The organism is Acidaminococcus timonensis (genome assembly GCF_900106585.1).
GTDB classification, from domain to species: Bacteria; Bacillota; Negativicutes; order Acidaminococcales; family Acidaminococcaceae; genus Acidaminococcus; species Acidaminococcus timonensis.
On sequence record NZ_FNWH01000006.1, the window covers coordinates 477,458 to 493,781 of the forward strand.

At 56.0% G+C, this 16,324-nt stretch carries 15 protein-coding genes, 1 tRNA gene and 1 other annotated feature (1 of these 17 only partly in view); all 16 genes read left to right on the forward strand.

Annotation, left to right across the window (positions count from 1 at the left end):
* Nucleotides 1-116: a binding site (T-box leader), on the forward strand; it begins 131 nt to the left of the window's first position.
* 56 nt (nt 117-172) lie between these two features.
* The 16 genes from BQ5462_RS06095 (at nt 173) to BQ5462_RS06165 (ending at nt 16,293) form a co-directional block, all read left to right on the forward strand.
* Nucleotides 173-1,177, forward strand: coding sequence for a bile acid:sodium symporter family protein (locus tag BQ5462_RS06095; RefSeq protein WP_071143323.1), 1,005 nt, complete (start codon nt 173-175; stop codon nt 1,175-1,177).
* Nucleotides 1,178-1,262: 85 nt separating this feature from the next.
* Entirely contained in the window at nt 1,263-1,841 is a 579-nt protein-coding gene (locus BQ5462_RS11685) for a helix-turn-helix domain-containing protein (RefSeq protein WP_071141584.1), read from the forward strand.
* The gene (locus BQ5462_RS11690) at nt 1,811-2,683 is read left to right on the forward strand and encodes an IS3 family transposase (protein WP_235819542.1); all 873 of its coding nucleotides are present in this window, start codon (nt 1,811-1,813) and stop codon (nt 2,681-2,683) included. Before BQ5462_RS11685 ends, BQ5462_RS11690 begins: the two co-directional genes overlap by 31 nt.
* Before the next feature lie 202 nt (nt 2,684-2,885).
* Nucleotides 2,886-5,351, forward strand: coding sequence for a U32 family peptidase (locus BQ5462_RS06110; protein WP_071142495.1), 2,466 nt, complete (start codon nt 2,886-2,888; stop codon nt 5,349-5,351).
* Between the two features lie 15 nt (nt 5,352-5,366).
* Nucleotides 5,367-7,739, forward strand: a complete 2,373-nt coding sequence (locus BQ5462_RS06115) for an endonuclease MutS2 (RefSeq protein ID WP_071142496.1) — start codon at nt 5,367-5,369, stop codon at nt 7,737-7,739.
* Between the two features lie 282 nt (nt 7,740-8,021).
* Nucleotides 8,022-8,096, forward strand: a tRNA-Asn gene (locus BQ5462_RS06120).
* Nucleotides 8,097-8,191: 95 nt separating this feature from the next.
* Nucleotides 8,192-9,010 carry a nitroreductase family protein gene (locus tag BQ5462_RS06125; RefSeq protein ID WP_235819584.1) on the forward strand — a complete coding sequence of 273 codons (819 nt, stop codon included), beginning with the start codon at nt 8,192-8,194 and terminating at the stop codon, nt 9,008-9,010.
* A 52-nt stretch (nt 9,011-9,062) separates the two neighbouring features.
* A complete protein-coding gene (locus BQ5462_RS06130; protein WP_071142498.1) occupies nt 9,063-9,500 on the forward strand; it encodes an Asp23/Gls24 family envelope stress response protein in 438 nt (145 codons plus the stop codon).
* A gap of 174 nt (nt 9,501-9,674) precedes the next feature.
* Nucleotides 9,675-10,319: a vWA domain-containing protein gene (locus tag BQ5462_RS06135; protein WP_071142499.1), complete on the forward strand. Its 645-nt coding sequence runs from the start codon at nt 9,675-9,677 to the stop codon at nt 10,317-10,319.
* 43 nt (nt 10,320-10,362) lie between these two features.
* Nucleotides 10,363-10,536: a winged helix-turn-helix transcriptional regulator gene (locus tag BQ5462_RS11360; protein WP_205407936.1), complete on the forward strand. Its 174-nt coding sequence runs from the start codon at nt 10,363-10,365 to the stop codon at nt 10,534-10,536.
* A 126-nt stretch (nt 10,537-10,662) separates the two neighbouring features.
* Nucleotides 10,663-11,349 carry a DUF2249 domain-containing protein gene (locus BQ5462_RS06145; protein WP_071142500.1) on the forward strand — a complete coding sequence of 229 codons (687 nt, stop codon included), beginning with the start codon at nt 10,663-10,665 and terminating at the stop codon, nt 11,347-11,349.
* A gap of 217 nt (nt 11,350-11,566) precedes the next feature.
* Complete coding sequence (locus BQ5462_RS06150; protein ID WP_071142501.1) at nt 11,567-12,583, forward strand: macro domain-containing protein; 1,017 nt, start codon at nt 11,567-11,569, stop codon at nt 12,581-12,583.
* Between the two features lie 121 nt (nt 12,584-12,704).
* On the forward strand, nt 12,705-12,881 hold the full coding sequence (locus tag BQ5462_RS11245; RefSeq protein WP_159429677.1) for a hypothetical protein: 177 nt from the start codon (nt 12,705-12,707) through the stop codon (nt 12,879-12,881).
* Complete coding sequence (locus BQ5462_RS06155; RefSeq protein WP_143038024.1) at nt 12,878-13,141, forward strand: DUF1294 domain-containing protein; 264 nt, start codon at nt 12,878-12,880, stop codon at nt 13,139-13,141. The genes BQ5462_RS11245 and BQ5462_RS06155 overlap by 4 nt, the downstream gene beginning before the upstream one ends.
* Before the next feature lie 152 nt (nt 13,142-13,293).
* Nucleotides 13,294-14,874 (forward strand): DUF4127 family protein, encoded by a 1,581-nt coding sequence (locus tag BQ5462_RS06160; RefSeq protein ID WP_071142503.1) that lies wholly within the window; start codon nt 13,294-13,296, stop codon nt 14,872-14,874.
* A 117-nt stretch (nt 14,875-14,991) separates the two neighbouring features.
* Nucleotides 14,992-16,293, forward strand: a complete 1,302-nt coding sequence (locus BQ5462_RS06165; RefSeq protein WP_071142504.1) for an amidohydrolase — start codon at nt 14,992-14,994, stop codon at nt 16,291-16,293.
* The last annotated feature ends 31 nt before the right edge of the window (nt 16,294-16,324 follow it).

The window sequence follows — 16,324 nt, forward strand, 5'->3', positions numbered from 1 at the left end:
GTACGGCTGATCCCCGTTACAGGAAACGCGTATGTTGGTACGTTGCAAGTGTCCATGGGCAGCAATGCCTGTGGGAATCAGGGTGGTAACGCGGACTTTTCAAATCCGTCCCTTCTTTTGGAGGGGCGGATTTTTTGATTGCAAAAAGAGAGAGGGGTCTTATGCAATGAGTTTGAAAACCGTTTGTAAAATGATTGGCAAGTATTTCGGGGTGATCGCCCTGGTGTTCCTGGGCATCGGGCTGACCGAACCCCATGCTTTTTCCTGGGTGCTGGGCAAGGCCCATGGGGTCTCCATCCTGAGCGTGATGCTGGGAATCATCATGTTCGGTATGGGCATGACCACCAGCCTGCATGACTTCGCCCTGGTGCTGAAGCAGCCCAGGAACATCTTCTTCGGTGTCTGCGCCCAGTACTTCGTGATGCCTTTCCTGGCCTTCTGCCTGTCCAAGGCCTTCCATCTGGATCCGGCCCTGACCGTGGGCGTGGTCCTGGTAGGGACCTGCCCCGGCGGCACCAGCTCCAACGTGATCACCTTCATGAGCCATGGGGATGTTCCTTTCTCCGTGACCATGACCAGCTGTTCCACGGTGCTGTCGCCCATCATGACTCCGCTGTTGACCTATCTGATCATCGGCAAGCAGATCTCCTTTGATCCGGTGGGCATGTTCGTTTCCATCCTGCAGATCGTGTTCTTCCCCATCGCTGTTGGTCTGGCTGTGAAGAACTTCTTCCCGAAATTCGCCAAGGAAGCCATCGATTATCTGCCGGCTGTATCCTCTCTGGTAATCTCCTTCCTGATCGCCGGAATCATCGGTGCCAGCCGCAACGCCATCCTGAACAGCGCCGGTGTCATCCTGCTGGTGGTGATCCTGCACAACGTGCTGGGCTATGTACTGGGCTTTGCCATCGGTAAGGCAACCGGCATGAACTGGAGACAGATGGTGGCCCTGTCCATCGAAGTGGGGATGCAGAACTCCGGACTGGCAACGGGCCTGGCCAAAGCCCATTTCGCTTCCATGCCCATGGCTGGCGTACCCGGTGCCATCTTCAGTGCCTGGCACAACATCTCCGGTGCGGTGCTGGCCTATGTGTACAGCAACTATCTGAATAAGCGGTTCGATTCTGAATTCGAAGAAGAACTGGAACCGGAAGTAGCGGCGGTGAGAGCAAAATAAAAAGAAAAAGGACTGCCGTTACTGGCAGTTGAGCTGACCCCCAATTGTTAGACCAAAAATCTAACAATTGGGGGTTAGTTTTTTTATGGCAAGACACAGCTATGAATTTAAGAAAAAAATAGTACTGGAATACTTGAACAGTGACAAAGGGTGTATTTCTATTTCACGTAAATATGGGATGGCAAGTAGCAGCCAGCTGCTAAAGTGGGCTGCTGCTTACAAGGCATTTGGAGATAATGGTCTGAAGAGATCTCGCTCTCAAAAAATATACTCTTTCAAAGAAAAACTTTCTGTGGTAGAGTCTTACTTAACAAATGAAATCTCATATCAGGAATTGGCAATTCGTGTAGGAATCAACAATCCGTCATTGATTTCCAGATGGGTCAATGAATTTAAAATTGCGGGGCCGGATGCGTTACGGTCACATAAAAAAGGTAGGAAAAAGACTTTGAGCCAATCAAAACCCAAAAAAACAGATACCCAGGTTCAACAACCGATGGTCAACATCAGTGTGGAACATGTCCAGGAGTTAGAGAATGAAAACCTTAAACTCCGAATAGAGAATGCTTTTTTAAAAGAACTGAGGAGACTGCGTTTAGAGGACGAAGCAAAAATGAGAGAGTTGCGAAAATCATCTCCAGTCTCCGAGGATCATTCAAGTTGAAAGACATTCTCTCCTATACGCAAATGCCCAAAGCAACCTATATGTACTGGCAGAAACGGTTTGACCGCGAGAATCCAGACCAGGAAGTAGAGGAGAAAATACAGGAAATCCGCAGCCAGCATAAAGATTATGGATACCGTCGCATGACCGGTGAGCTAAAGAACCAAGGGATTTGCGTGAACAAGAAGAAAGTTCAACGTATCATGCAGAAACTGAGCCTTCAGGTAACATCTTTTACCCGGAAGAGCCGTAAATACAGCTCCTATAAGGGTAAGGTAGGAACCATTGCTCCAAATAGGATACATCGTCGTTTTGAGACGAATATCCCTCACCAGAAGATTACGACCGACACTTCAGAATTCAAATACTATGAAGCAGATTCACAGGGACATTTGACTCTGCGCAAGCTTTATCTGGATCCTTTCCTGGACATGTTCAATAATGAAATCATCAGCTATGGAATAGCCAAATATCCTTCGGCTAACAGCATACTGGAAGCTCAAGCCAAAGCAATCAAAATTACTGCTGATTGTCCGTATCGAAGAACATTTCACTCCGATCAGGGCTGGGCATACCAAATGAAATTCTATACCAAAAGACTAAAAAACGAACGAATTTTTCAGAGCATGTCTCGAAAAGGCAACTGTCATGATAACGCTGTAATGGAAAACTTCTTCGGCTTACTGAAGCAGGAAATATATTACGGAGTGACCTACTACAGCTACAAAGAATTAAAAGGCGCTATCGAACGATACATCAAATACTATAACGAGCAAAGAATCAAGGAAAAACTGGGCTGGAAAAGTCCTGTTCAATACAGGCTTTCCTTGCAGGCAGCATAAAAAAGTAACGAGACGGTAAAAACCATCTCGTTACTAAGGTCTAACTTTTTGGGGTCACATCAAGGGACTGTTTTGAACAGTCCCTTTTTTTATAGCAAAAACCCCATAAAAATGATAAAATTATAAATTACAGATGTAAGTATTGAAACAAATTGAGAGGGAATGGGGGCCCTTTTTTCTGCCCCTTTTGAAGGAGAATGGAATGGAACGCAAAGATCTTGAATTACTGGCACCGGCCGGCACCTGGGAAGCCCTGGAGGCCGCTGTCTTCGCCGGCGCGGACGCGGTGTATCTGGGAGGCAGCCACTTCGGCGCCCGGGCTTATGCGGATAACTTCGGCCCCGAGGAAATGACCCGGGCCGTCCGTTTTGCCCACCTGCATGGGGTGCGGATCTACGTCACCGTAAATACCCTGGTGGATGACGAGGAACTGCCTGCAGTGGGGGAATACCTGTGCTTTCTGAGCAACATCGGGGTGGACGGCATCATCGTCCAGGATATGGGCATCATCCGGATTGCCCGGAAGGTGGCACCGGAACTGCCGCTGCACGCCAGCACCCAGATGACGGTGACCAACTCTGCCGGGGTCATGTTCACCTACCACAATGGCATGGCCCAGGCCGTGCCTGCCCGGGAAACCAGCCTGAAGGACCTGAAGACCATCTGCACCAGGACTCCCAGCAAGATCGAGAATTTCATGCACGGGGCCCTGTGCATCTGCTACAGCGGCCAGTGCCTCATGAGCAGCCTGATCGGGGGCCGCAGCGGCAACCGGGGCCGTTGTGCCCAGCCCTGCCGCCTGCCCTATACCCTGATCAATCAGGATGGCAAAGACATGCTGGCCAAAGTGGATGCAGGCCATTATCTGCTTTCTCCCAAGGACCTGAATACCCTGGACATCCTGCCCCAGCTGATCCAGACCGGGGTGAAGAGTTTCAAGATCGAGGGACGGATGAAGCGGCCGGAATACGTGGCTGTGGTGACGGACATCTACCGCCGGGCTTTCGACAGCTATATCGAGGGGCATTACCATGTGCCTGCAGAGGATAAGCAGAACATCGAACAGATCTTCAACCGGGACTTCACCACGGCGTACATGGTGGGCCGTCCGGGCCGCACCATGATGAGCGACCGGCGTCCCAACAACCGGGGCGTGCTCATCGGCCGGGTACAGTCCCTGGCCAAAGACCATACCACCGGCACTGTGAAGCTGGACAAGGACCTGCATCTGGGTGACGGCCTGGAATTCTGGGTCAGCGTGGGCGGCCGGGTAGGCACCACTGTGGAACACATGAAGGTGAACGGCAAAGAGGTGCCTGTAGCCCGGGCCGGCAGCGTGGTGACCATCCCCGTACCCCGGGGCATCCGTCTGAACGACCGGGTGTTCCGCACCTACGACAACCAGCTGATGCAGTATGCAGCCCAGTTCTTCGGCGAAGACCACAAGAAACGGATCCCCCTGTACTTCCAGGTGACGGCCCATCTGGGCCAGCCTATGGAGATCACGGCCACGGACGAAGAGGGGAACCAGGGGAAGGCCCTGACCGGCTTCATCGTGGAAAAAGCCCGGAAGCATGCCCTGGACCAGGCCGCTGTGAAAAAACAGGTGGACCGGCTGGGGACCACGGAATTCTCCCTGGGAGAACTGACCTGCCACCTGGATGAAGGGGTCATGGTACCCATGAGCGAAATCAACGAAGCCCGCCGGGCTGCCGTGGACGAACTGACGGAAAAACGGCTGGCCGCATTCCTGCCGCCCCGGAAGAAGGCTGTATGGCACAACAGCGTGCTGGACCAGCGGGTGAACCACGGCCAGCGCAAGCACAGCGAGCTCAGCGTCCACGTGGATACCCTGGAAAAGGCCAAGGTGGCCCTGGAAGCCGGTGCCGATGTGCTGATTCTCGGCGGCGACAGCTATACCCTGCCGCTCCTCACCCTGGACGACTACAAGACCATCGCCGGCTGGGTGCGGAATAAAGGAAAGAAGTGGCTGGCAGCCACCAGCCGGATCGTCAGCGAAGGCCAGCTGAAGTATTACCAGAATGCCCTGGCCCAGTGGGCGGCTCTGGAACCGGACGCCATCCTGATTGCCAATAACGGCCTGGTGGAAATGGCCCGGGATACCGGGGCTCCCCTGTGGCTGGATTACAATATGAATACGTTCAACAGCCAGAGCATCCTGTTCTGGCAGGAACAGGGCTTTTCCGGCATCACCCTGTCGCCGGAGCTGACCCTGCAGCAGGTAAGCGGCCTGGTAAAGAAGAGCCCGCTGCCCCTGGAATGCCTGGCGGAAGGGGCCCTGGAGATGATGGTCAGCGAATACTGCGTGGAAGGCAGCTTCCTGGGTCATCTGGATAAAGGGTCCTGCAGCTTCAAGTGCAAAGAACCGGGCTTTCTGGAAGACCGGAAGAAGGAACGGTTCCCCCTGAAGCAGGACCAGTTCGGCCGGATGCATGTGCTGAACGGCCATCCGCTGTCCATGCTGGCCAACGTGTCCGAAATGGAAAAGGCGGGTATCGCCCGGCTGCGCATGGATTGCCGCAGTTACTCGGCGGAAGAGCTGGGTGAGCTGGTGGCCCTGTACCGGGGCGTGCTGGACGGGGAGACGAAGGTGGAAGAGAATCGTCCCCACACCACCCGAGGCCATTATTTCAGAGGGGTCCTGTAAATAGAAGGAGTTTGTATGGCAAAATTTGCAGTCAATACATTGGAATTCGATAAGGTGAAGGCCATGCTGGCGGAGCAGGCCGGCACCTCTCTGGGGCAGAAACTGGCCCTGGACCTGGTCAGCTCCAGCCGGTTCGAACAGGTGAAACTGGCCCAGGAGGAAACTGCTGAAGCCGTGCAGCTGCTGGACGAGGGCCGGCGCCTGCCCCTGGGGGGCATCACGGATATCAGCCCCCTGGTGAAGCGCACCAAGGTGGGTAGCATCCTGGAACCGGAAGACTTCAAGGCCATCGGTGACGCCATCGACGGCATCCGCAGTCTGAAACAGTTTTTAACGGAAGACACGGAAAACGCGCCGGCTCTGCGGGACTACGGCCCCCAGCTGGGGGATTTTTCCAGGCTGAGCAAGCAGCTGTCCAGCGCCCTGGACGAAAAGGGCAACATCAAGGACAATGCTTCTGTGAAGCTGCAGGGGCTGCGCATGGGCATCCTGGCCGCCAAGAACCGGGTGAAGGACAAGCTCAACAGCCTGCTCCACGACCCCATGAACCAGAAATACTTCCAGGACGCCCTGGTGACCATGCGGGAAGACCGGTACGTGATTCCCATCAAACAGGAATACCGGCTGAACTTCCCCGGGGTTGTCCACGACCAGAGCTCCAGCGGAGCCACCCTGTTTGTGGAACCCATGGCTGTGGTGAACCTGAACAACGACATCAAGAAATATATGCTGGAAGAACAGGCTGAAGTGGAACGGATCCTGCGCACCCTGACCGGGCACGTGGGCAGCGAAGCGGACAACATCCTGGAATCCCTGGGGGTAGTGGCCCAGATCGACCTGATCGGCGCCAAGGCCAACCTGGCCCAGAAGCTCCACTGCTGCCGGCCCATGATGATCCTTCAGCAGAGGGTCCGCATCACCAAAGGCCGCCATCCCCTGCTGGACCAGAACCGGGTGGTGCCCCTGGACATCAACCTGGGGGACGATTTCACCACGCTCCTGATCACCGGGCCCAATACCGGTGGTAAGACCGTGGCCCTGAAGACCGTGGGCCTGTTCGCCCTGATGGCCCAGGCCGGGATGTTCGTGCCGGCAGCGGAAGCCATCCTGCCCGTATTCGGCGGGGTGTATGCGGACATCGGCGACGAGCAGAGCATCGAGCAGAGCCTGTCCACCTTCTCCGGCCATATGAAGAACATGATCTCCATCCTGAAGGACGTGCGGGAAGGGGACCTGGTGCTGGTGGACGAAGTGTGCGTGGGGACCGACCCCACCGAGGGCGCTGCCCTGGCCATGGCCATGATCGAGTTCCTGTACAAGAAAAAGGTGCTCACCATCATGACCACCCACTACAGCGAACTGAAGACCTTTGCCTACGAGCATGAGGGCATGGAGAATGCCAGTGTGGAATTCGATCCGGAGACCCTGCGGCCTACGTACAAGCTGCTCATGGGCGTGCCCGGTTCCTCCAACGCCTTCTACATCAGCAAGCGGCTGGGCCTGCCCCAGGAGATCCTGGACGAGGCCAGGACGTTCATCGGCGAAGGCCACAGCAACATGGAACGGGTGCTGCAGAACTTGGAAGGGGAACGGCGGGAATACGAAAGCCGCAAGGACGAAATCGAAAGCCTGCGCCGGGAAGCCGAATACAGGAAGAACCAGCTGGAACAGGAACGGGACAAGCTGGAAAAGAGCCGGAACGCTATTTTGCGCAAGGCCCGGGAACAGGCCGATGAACTGTACCGGAACGCCCGGCGGGAATCCACCAGCATCCTGAAGGAACTGCGGGCCAACCAGGACATGGTGGAAAGCCGCAAGGTGGAACAGCTGGCAGAAATGAGCCGGAAAGTGCTGAACAAGAACTTTAGCATCGACGGCAAGCCCATGCCCGAGGGCCAGGGCCTGACCAGCGGCAATGCGGCCGTGGGCAAGCGGGTGTATGTGAAGAAACTGGGCCAGAGCGGGGTGATCACCGCCCTGAACGGCAACGAGGTGCAGGTGCGCATCGGGGTCATGAAGATGAACCTGAAGCTGAAGGACTGCCTGCTGCTGAAAGAGGCTCCCAGCCAGCCGAAGAGCACCCACCGGACCCTGAAGCGCAGCACCAGCCAGGGCCACAACCTGTTCGTAAAGAAAGCCCAGGATGCCACCGTGCAGATCGATGTGCGCGGCAAGACCGTGGACGAGGCCATCCCCTACGTGGACAAGGCCATCGACGATGCCTTGCTGGCCGGTATGGACCGGTTCCGCCTGGTGCACGGCAAAGGCACGGGCATGCTGCGGAAAGGATTGCTGGAATACCTGAACCAGCATCCCAACGTGAAGAAAACCGAAATGGCACCGCTGAACGAAGGGGGCTTCGGGGCGACCATTGTGTGGGTGAAGTAAAAGAGATGTCAGACCGCACGCTTGCAGAAAGAAACCAGATGACAGCTTGATCGTGCGGAAATCAGTGCAGAGTAAAGAGAAAAATAAATCCAGGTCCCTGCAGGTGACTTGGGTCTGGACATTTATGCATCGTGCATAGAATCTGGTTCCATTCGTAGGGGCTACCCGTAAGGGGAGACCGTTCCCAGGTCGGCCGGAGGCCTTCTACACCGGCTTTTTGAAAAAACCAAAAAAGTTGTTGACATATAACCCGTTTTCGTGTAGAATAATCTTCGTTGAGATTCCCCGATAGCTCAATGGTAGAGCACTCGACTGTTAATCGAGTTGTTGTAAGTTCGAGTCTTACTCGGGGAGCCATTTGCAGAATATGCCGGACGGATGTCCGGCTTTTTTTAAATTCATTTTCAGAGGTTCGCTGGTTCCGGCGCCTGCTGCAAACCGAGAGATATGAGGTGTTTTATTTGGCTGATATTTTGACCGTTGATCAAGAAAAATGCGTAAAGTGTGGGATCTGTTCGAAAGTTTGTCCCAGCTGCATCATCGAGATGCAGGAAAACGGTCCCGTGTGCATCAACGACCGGTCCTGTATGTCCTGTGGCCACTGTGTTTCTGTTTGTCCCACCGGCGCTCTTGACAACATCCGCTGCCCCCGGGCAGAGATGGATCCCATCCCCATGCCTGTGCTGGATTCCCAGACAGCCTATAATTTCCTGCGCATGCGCCGCAGCATCCGGAATTTCACCGATGAACTGGTGAGCGAAGACAAGATGCGCCAGCTGCTGGATATCTGCCGGTATGCTCCTACGGCGGCCAACTCCCAGGGCCTGTACTACATCGTAGTCTCCGACCGGGAACTGATCAAAAAGATCACGGACTGTGTGGCTGACTGGATGCAGGAGGAAATCGATAACAATTCGCCTCGGGCCCGGTACTTCCGGAAAGTGCTGGAAACCTACCGGAGCGGAACCGATATCATCGGCCGCAATGCCAGACAGCTGGTGTTCGCACTGGCCCGCCGGCTGAACCAGACCGGCATCAGCAACTGCGAACAAGCCTGGGCCTATGCGGAACTGTACGCACCCACCCTGGGGCTGGGGACCACCATCATGGGCTTCATCCAGACCTGCGCTCAGTGCGATTACGAGCCCCTGCGGGAACTGCTGGAAGTCCCCAAGAAACAGGTCATCGTAGGTACCCTGCTGGTAGGCTATCCCAAGTACAAGTACCATGCACTGGTTGACCGGCAGCATTTAAAAGTGGAATTCAGATAAAAGGAGCTGCCGGAAACGGCAGCTTTTTTTGATCGGAAAAGGAGGGATCGGGATGATCCAGGGTAAGACCATCATCTGTGAAGAAGTTTTCATGCAGCTGGTGCGGCTGGCTGCGGAAAAGGTGGAAAACGTCCGGCTGTACGAAGGCGGCAGCGGCGGGCTCATGGGGTTCGCCAAGGGACTGACCGGCAAGAACGGTTCCACCATCAGTGTGGAGAAGACCGATGCGGAAGTGGACGAAAATGGTACGGTGACCAAAGGCCATGCCGCCTTCACCCTGAAAGTGTCTGTCTGCTGTGACGCCAATATTCCCGCAACCATCGAGAACCTGCGGGAGGCGGTGGTGAAGGAAGTGGTGAAGATCACCGATTTCGTGGTAGATAAGGTGGACATCATCGTGGCCCGGCTGGACGAACCGGCTAAGGAAGCGGAACCTGTGGCCAAGGCGGAAGAAACGGAAAAACCGGCGGACAGCACGGAGAACCAGTGAGTTTTTCCTGACAATTGCATAGAATTTCCTAAAATGCCGACGTGCGCATGAAGTACCGCTTCAACGCCGGCTTCCGGTTTGGGTTCTAACCTTTGATTTGTCGCTTTGCCGGCGACCTCTGACCTCCCTGTTTTTGTTACACTACAGGTAACAAGAACAAAGGAGGTCTTTTTCATGAGAGAACAAAGGAAAAAACAATTGACGGAACTGGTTTGCATCCTGGATCGGAGCGGTTCCATGAGCGGGCTGGAAAGCGATACCATCGGCGGGTTCAACCACTTCCTGAAGACCCAGCAGGCCCAGGAAGGAGAGGCGGTGCTCAGCACCATCCTGTTCGACCACGAGGTGAAGGTACTCTACGACCGTTGCCCGGTAAAGGCGGTGCGGCCCCTTACCGGGAGGGAATACGTGCCCCGGGGCACTACGGCCCTCCTGGATGCCCTGGGCGGAACCCTGCGGCATATCTGGAGAAATCAGGGCCAGCTGAGGAAGGAGTATCAGCCGGAGAAGACCATCGTCATGATCATCACCGACGGGTACGAAAACAGCAGCTGCCGGTACAGCCTGCGCCAGGTACAGGGCCTGATCCACCGCTGCAAGAAGGCCGGCTGGGAATTCCTGTTCCTGGGGGCCAACATGGATGCGGTGGAAGCAGCCTCCCAGCTGGGCATGGAAGAAAACGATGCAGCGAACTATGTGAACGATGCCCGGGGCCAAAAGCTGGCTTATGCCTGTATGGCCGAAACGGTCAGTTGTATGCGCCAGGGGAACCGTCGGAGAAAGGACTGGAAGGATAGGGTGGAGGGGTATAAAAGATAAGAAGGCAGAACGCCCGCTGGCCCAGGCCATCAGCCTCGGCCTGGTGGCTGCAGTCCTTCTGTTCCGGATCCCGCCCCAGGTGGAATATTCCCTGAGCGAAAAAGGAAAGTCCGTGGTCCCCATCCTGCAGGACATCTGCAAATGGTCCGGCCTGTTTTATAAGGAAACGAACGATAACACCATGACCCAGTGCCAGAAATGCGATTATCGCAACTGATCTCTGAGACAGCAGACAAAAACCACGCAAAACGGATGAATGTTGTTTAGACAACGTTCATCCGTTTTCTCTTATGTTACTCTATTGGTGTAAACAAAAGAGTTCAAGCCAGGGAGGTTTTTGAAGATGGAAAATAAAGCATGGATGGCGCAAAAAGACGGATTTCAGGTGATCGACCTGCGGAGCCTGCAGGGGAATTTTTCCCAGGGCCTGTTCAAGAAGGCGGATGCCCTGCCTGCCGGTTCCGGCCTGCATCTGATCCAGGACTTCCAGCCCTATCCGCTGTACGAAGCACTAGCCGACCGGGGCTATGAATACGTAGTGGAGCAGCAGGGACCTTCGGAATTCCACATCTATTTCTATCGGAAGGAAGAAAAAGCCGCTTCCGGCAAAAAGCCCTTCGGCCCGGCGGCCCTGCTGAACTTCCCTCTGATCGACAAGAACCTGGGCCAGATCGCCGTGGCGTTCTGGGATGAGACCTGGAACGATGAACGGCATTTCCTGAACTACGAAATGCGGTTGATCCTGTCCTTGGCCAACGCCGTGGGGGCAGGACGGATGCGGCAGGCCACCCGGGAACTGGTGAAGGCGTACATGCACGGGATCGATTCCCGGGCTTTGGACGACGTGTTCGAGCTGCTGGCCTGGAACCAGGGCATCGGCTTCTTCAGTTCGGAAATCGGACCGTCGCCGCTGTTCCAGGCGTACAAGCTCATCAAGCTGGAAGAGAAGAAGGATACGCCCCGGGGCCAGATCAAACAGCTGCTGCTGGAAAAGTTCGGGGAAAAGAACCAGGCGGTGAAAGTGCTGTAAGGCCTGGGCCAGTCACTAGTCCGCAGTCACTAGTCTGCAGCTGAAGGAAGCCAGCATTGCTGCTGGCAGAAAAACGAAATTCAGGTTTGGATTGTTTTATGAAATTTGCCAAAAGCAAATTTATCCATCGGCTAGTGACTAGAGACTAGAGACTTGTAAACAGCTCCCTTTGGATATGGTATACTAGATATAGCATATTCGAAGGGAGCTGTTTTCTGTGCCTTTTCATCTTGTCCATGCCGACCTGACCCAAATGGATGTGGACGCCATCGTCAATGCGGCCAATTCTCAATTGCTGGCCGGAGGCGGCGTATGCGGAGCCATTTTCCGGGCCGTAGGGAGCCGGGCCCGTGATCTGCAGGAAGAATGCCTGGAAAAGGCGCCCTGTCCTACCGGGAAAGCGGTACTCACCGGTGGCTATGGCCTGAAAGCGAAGTATATCATCCACGCGGTGGGACCCATCTGGCAAGGGGGCAAGTGCCATGAAAAGGAACTGTTGGCCAGCTGCTATCAATCGTCCCTGGAACTGGCCCTGGAGAACGGCTGCCACAGCGTGGCCTTTCCCCTGATTTCCTCCGGGATTATCGGTGTCCCCAAAGACCTGGCTCTGGAAGTGGCCCGGAAGGCCATCACCGGGTTCCTGGCGGAGCAGGAAGAGGAGCTGATCGTGTACCTGGCCCTGTTTGACAAGAATGCGGTGGAACTGGGCGAGCGGCTGGACCGGGAACTGACCCATTACATCGGGACTTATTATAAACAGTCGCCCCGGCGCAAACGCCGGGTACGGGAGGAAGCGGTCTGCTATTCTATGGAAATGGATGCGACAGCACCAATGCAGACATCCCAGGCTCCGTCAGTGGGGGCGCCGCCAGATTCCCTGGAAAACGCTCTGGGCCATGTACAGAAGAGCTTTTCCCAGCAGCTGCTGGCGCTGATCGACGCCAAAGGGCTGAAGGATACGGATGTGTACAAACGGGCCAACCTGGATCGGAAGCTGTTTTCCAAGATCCGCAGCAATAAGGAGTACCATCCCACGAAGAAAACGGCCCTGGCGCTGGCCGTGGCGCTGCAGCTGAGCCTTTCGGAAACGGAAAAGCTGCTCCAGACAGCAGGATATAGCCTGTCGCCCAGCATCAAAGACGACGTGATTGTGACGTTTTTCCTGGAGCGGGGCAAGCCGGACCTGTACGAAATCAACGAGGCCCTGTTCCGGTACGGGGATGGGGAGTTGTGAGGAAGAAGAAGTCAGAGCGCTCCCTATGCTCGCTCTAAGATGTCAGCTGTCAGTTTGTTGGTACAGGACGGTAGAAAGCAATGCTGTAACAGTACTGATCGCTGTAAAGGAGTGAAGGAATATGACAAAAAATAGAAAAGTACTGGCCATCGTGGCCCTGGGGCTGCTGGGCCTTGTGTGGACCGGGTGTGGCATGGACCTGCGGAACCGGGATGGGAAGACCACGGCTTCCCCCATCAAAATCCTGGCCGATGCCCAGCCGCCGCAGTCCTGCGAAGAGGGGAAATGTGCCTTATGAGTCTTTTCTGGATCGGGGTGGGCCTGAACGGGCTCACCTTTTTGCTGTACGGCTATGACAAACGCTGCGCCCGGAAGGGATCTTGGCGGGTGCCTGAATGGCAGCTGCTGCTCTCGGCGGCCTGCTTCGGCAGTGTGGGAGCCCTGCTGGCCATGAAAGTATTCCGCCACAAAACAAAGCACGCCAAATTCGTGATTGGAGTTCCAGTATTACTAGGGTTGCAGATTTTGACTGTGGTGAAGATTTTATTCCTTTCTTAAAATTTGCCACCAGCAAATTTTCACCATCGGCTAGAGACTAGAGACTTAGGGCGGCAATCAGCCGCCCGGCAGCTTTATAAGGAGGGCTGTTGCATAGGCAACAGCCCATAGTTATGATATAATATTTTCGTTACAGGAAACGAGGTGAGGAGTTGGGCTGGTGTAAACGTGTAATCATTTCTATGCTGGCTGCGCTGGCAGGGTGTACACCGGCAGTAGCGGAAAAAATCCTGTTCGTGCCCCTGGACAACCGTCCCGTATCCCTGGCATATACGGTGGACAGCTTTCGCAAAGCAGGGGTGATGGTGGAAACACCGCCTTTGGCGCTCCTTTCCAGCGACCGGCAAAACGGGGATCCGGACAGGCTGCTAAAGTGGCTGGATGCCCATGCCAGCGGAGCGGACGGCGCTGTGGTGGCAACGGACAGCCTGATCTACGGCGGCCTCGTGCCTTCCCGCACCCACGAACTGCCGGAAAGCACTCTGGCAGAGCGGACGAAGGCTCTGCTGGCTTTTAAGGCAAAACACCCCGGGGTACCTCTTTATGGCTTTGCCACCATCATGCGGTCTCCCAAATGGAGCAGTGCACCGGCGGAACCGGCTTATTATGCCCAGTACGGGCCCCAGCTGTTCCGGTGGGGTGAACTGCGGGACCGGGGTCGGCTGGGCCTTCTGAAAAAGAAGGAAAAGAAAGAACTGGTCCGGCTCCAGGTCCAGCTGCCGGAGAACATCCGTCAGGATCTGCTGGACCGGCGGCGGAAGAATCTGGAGGTATTGCGCCTCCTGGCGGAGGGCCTGGGGCAGGGGTTTCTGGATTACCTGCTCCTGGGCCGGGATGACTCGGCTCCTTATTCGGAAGCCCACCGGGATGCGGCAGTGCTGCTGGAGAGCGTGGACAAGACATATGGTTACAAGCTGCGGTCGTTCTCCGGGGCGGATGAACTGGGCATGACCCTGCTGAACCGGGCACTGAACAAGGCGCGGGGCATCACACCGCTGGTGTATGCGTACTATAATGAAGGAAAAGGCCCGGAAACGGTGGCCAGCTATGAAGACAGTCCCATCCGGACCAGCTACCGGCAGCATGTCCTGGCGGCCGGGGCTTATCCGGCCCAGTTCGATCAAAGGGCGGATCTGGTGCTGGGCATCTATACCCCGGTTACCGGAGTGACGGTGGGGGCCGATACAGCCTCCAACATCGATACCCTGGACGGACCGGGCCGGCGGTTCCTGAAGCGGACCCGGGAGTATGTGCTCCAGGGAGCCAACACAGGGGTGGCGGATATTGCCTTCGGCAACGGGGGCAGCAACGCCTTGGTGAAGGGCCTTTTTACAGAAGAGCAGGACCAGCCGGCTCCCCTGGGGTACCAGCTGGGTTCTTACGCCGGCTGGAATACCGCCAGCAACAGCCTGGGGTACGCCCTGGGACAGGGTCTGCTGCGTCCCTGGTTGACAGAGGAAGATCGGAAGGATCTCTTGACCATCCGCTACCTGGATGACTGGGCCTACCAGAGCCAGGTGCGTCAGCAGGTGCGCCAGGAGCTGGTATGGCCGCAAAAGTGGACCGACGGCAGGCTGACGGATGACCAGACGAAGCAGGCCGAGAAGCTGGTGACAGAAAAGATGAAGACCACTGGGGAACCGGTGCTGGGTAATAGGGTGGAACAGTACGAGTACCGTCTGCCCTGGCACAGGACCTTCGAGGTGGAAGTGAAGAAAGTGACCAGTGACTAGTGGGTCGTGACAGGAGAAAACCGGCTGACACCGGCAGAATGAAATCATAAAGAATCAGGGAAGAGGCGGACACTTCTTCCCCGTTTGCTGGAATTTTTATCAGGAGGGGGAATACCGATGACTTTTTATGAGGAAGCGTTGGCAATGAAGGATGATATGATCAAGATGCGGCGGGATCTCCATGCCCATCCGGAAACGGCCTGGACAGAATTCCGCACCACGTCCATCATTGCCACCAAACTGCAGGAATGGGGCTATGAAGTGCTCATGGGCAAAGAGATCCTGGACCCCACGGCCCGGATGCTGGTGCCTGATGAGGCTGTGCTGAAGAAATGTGCCCAGCGGGCCATCAAAGAAGGAGCCAACCCGGTCCTGGTGGATAAGATGGCCGGGGGCATGACCGGCTGCGTGGGCGTGATGCATTTCAAGAAACCGGGCAAAACGGTGGCCCTGCGGTTCGACATCGACTCCCTGTTCGTCGCCGAAGATCCGAAACCCTGCCACCGGCCCAGTGCCCTGGGGTTCCAGTCCCAGCATGAAGGCCTGATGCACGCTTGTGGCCATGACGGCCATGCCACCATCGGCCTGGCGGTGGCCAAACTGGTGGCCGAACATAAGGATGAAATGGCCGGGACCCTGAAGATTTGCTTCCAGCCCGGGGAAGAGGGTGTAGTAGGGGCCAAGAGCATGGTGCAGAGCGGCATCGTGGATGATGTGGATTACTTCATCAGCGGCCACATCGGACTGGGGAATTACCACGACAACTCCCTGGTGTGCATGACCCAGGGATTTTTGGCCACGGATAAGCTGGATGCGGTGTTCACAGGCAAACCCAGCCATGCCGGGGCAGACCCGGAAAAGGGGAAGAATGCCCTCCTGGCAGCCGCCCAGGCCGCCATTTCCCTCCATACCATCTCCCGGCACAGCGGCGGTGCCAGCCGGATCAACGTGGGCATCCTGGAAGCCGGTACCGGCCGGAACGTGGTGCCGGCCAACGGCCTGATCAAGTTCGAGACCCGGGGAGAAACGGCTGAAGTGAACGATTTCATGGCCAGAGAAGCCAAACGGATGGTACGGGCTGCGGCCATGATGTACGATGTGGATGTGCAGATCGAACCCATGGGCAGTGCCACCACCTCTGATTCCTCTCCTGCCATGGGCAGGGAAATCTACGATCTGGTCCAGTCCCTCCATGTATACGGCCATGTGGATCTGCAGCAGAAAGTCAGCGGCAGTGAGGACTGCTGCTACTTCATGAGCCGGGTCCAGGAGCATGGCGGCCAGGCCGTGTATATGCTGTACGGCACGGAAGAAGCGGCTGGCCATCACCAGAGCGACTTTGACTTCAACGAAGAGGTACTGCCCCGGACCGCCGGCACCATTGCCACCCTGGTAAAGCATTTCGGGAATAAGGAATAAAGAAGTCAGAGACCAGATGTCAGATGTCAGC